General features: G+C 67.1%; 2 protein-coding genes and 1 pseudogene. All 3 read right to left on the minus strand.

Translation table 11 applies throughout. From position 1 onward, the window contains the following. A pseudogene (locus ACE3N6_RS19265) lies at window positions 1–448 on the minus strand (conjugal transfer protein TraB); the annotation flags it as partial. Next, the gene (locus ACE3N6_RS19270) at window positions 445–1,266 is read right to left on the minus strand and encodes a type-F conjugative transfer system secretin TraK (RefSeq protein WP_374247435.1); all 822 of its coding nucleotides are present in this window, start codon (window positions 1,264–1,266) and stop codon (window positions 445–447) included. The gene ACE3N6_RS19270 and the pseudogene ACE3N6_RS19265, both read right to left, overlap by 4 nt. A gap of 58 nt (window positions 1,267–1,324) precedes the next feature. Then, a partial coding sequence (locus ACE3N6_RS19275; protein ID WP_374247436.1) for a TraE/TraK family type IV conjugative transfer system protein occupies window positions 1,325–1,603 on the minus strand: 279 nt, incomplete at its 5' end.

The raw sequence follows: 1,603 nt of genomic DNA on the forward strand, positions 1-1,603 counted from the left end.
CGGGGGTGGGCGCCGCCGGGGTGGCGGCCGCTTGCTGGGCCGAGGTGAGCCGCTGTTCCAGGTCCGCGAAGCGCTGCATGGTCTTCGCTTCGAAGGCCTGGGCGTTCTTGTTGAGCCGTCCTTGCTCTTCACGTTCGTTCTCGTACTGGGCGAGCTTGCGTCCGGCCGTGCCGACCCATTGATCCACCGGATTGACCTGGCCGCCGGGTGGCATCACGCCGATGTTGGTGACCGCACTCGGTTGCCCGGCGGACGCTTGGGTGGCGCCGGTCTTCGGCGGGTTGCCCGTGAAGGCGAAGATCAGCCAGAGCAGCCCTACGCCGCAGGCCAACAATGCGCTGAGCATGGCGTATTGGCGTTGCCGGGGGGAGAGGTGCTGCAACACGTGCTGCGACAGGCGTTGCGGCAGGCTACGCAGTGACTGGAACGGCTGCTGCGGCGTAGTCATGGCGCCTCTCCTCGGCGGATCACATAGACGCTGGTGCTCTCGCCGGGGCGCAGGTTGTGCTGCTCGATACTGACGCCGGCGACAGCGCCAGCCTCGCGATCGAACTCCGGTTCGGCCAGCACGATGGGGGCATTGCTGACGTTCTGCAGCAGGTACTTCTCGCCGATCAGGCCGCGTCCTTCGTACTGACGCACCAGCGAGAAGCGCGCTTCGGTCCACAGGGGGACCGAGCGATGGGTCTCTTCGACCCGCACGTCGGGTGGGACCCGGTCCGAAGCCATCGCCACCAGCAGCGCCTTCATGGCGCGGACCGGGTTGGGTGACGGTCCGGATCCGGCCTGGGCCGCGGTGGCCGGCTTCAACGCCCTGGGCGTCTTGTCGCGGATGACGATGGTGTCGGCGGGGGTGTCCGCGCGGCGCAGCAGCAGTGTGTAGGTGGTATTCGCCGAGGAGACGAACAGGTTGATCGGTTTCACGGAATCACCGACCGGGCGAACGTAGATTTCGCCCTTGTCGCGGTCGCACTCCAGTACGACCTCGCCGGCCGGATTGATCGCCGAACTGACGCCGCCGCCGGGCGCTGTGCTGCTCATGCCCGGCGTGGCGGGCAGGGCCGTCGCCGCGCCGCAATGACTCGAATGGATGTTGCCGAACACGTCGGTGATCGGCGCCCCGTCGATGCGGATGCGGGTCGGCTCCTTGATCGACACGATGGCTTCGACCGACACGCCGTCGCTGGCCTCGACGACCTGCAGCGCTTGGACGGGCACGGCCGTCAAGGTGGCGATGGCGGCCGTTGCGGCGATTGCGGTACTCATCGCCCGTCCGTGCCGAGGCACAAGGACGAACCGATGCGGGGATCGGGCTTGGGTGGGTTCAGTTGCCGGCATTGGGTACCTCCTTGAAACTCTTCAAATGCATGCGCGCACCGGCGTAGCTGAACTCGACGCGATAGGCCTTGAGGTCGTTGGCGGTCTCGAAGCCGTTGACCAGGGTGCGCAGGCGCCCGCGGATGACGATGCTCTGGCCTTCTTCGCTGGGTACGAGCTGCTGGGGCGCGAACACGGTGGCGGCGTTGATGCGCTTCAAGCGTTCGGCCTCCACTTCCTGCCGCGTCTTGAGCGGGCCGTACTGATCGGGTTCGACGTAGCCGAG

The organism is Zoogloea sp. (genome assembly GCF_041904905.1).
Lineage (GTDB): Bacteria > Pseudomonadota > Gammaproteobacteria > Burkholderiales > Rhodocyclaceae > Zoogloea.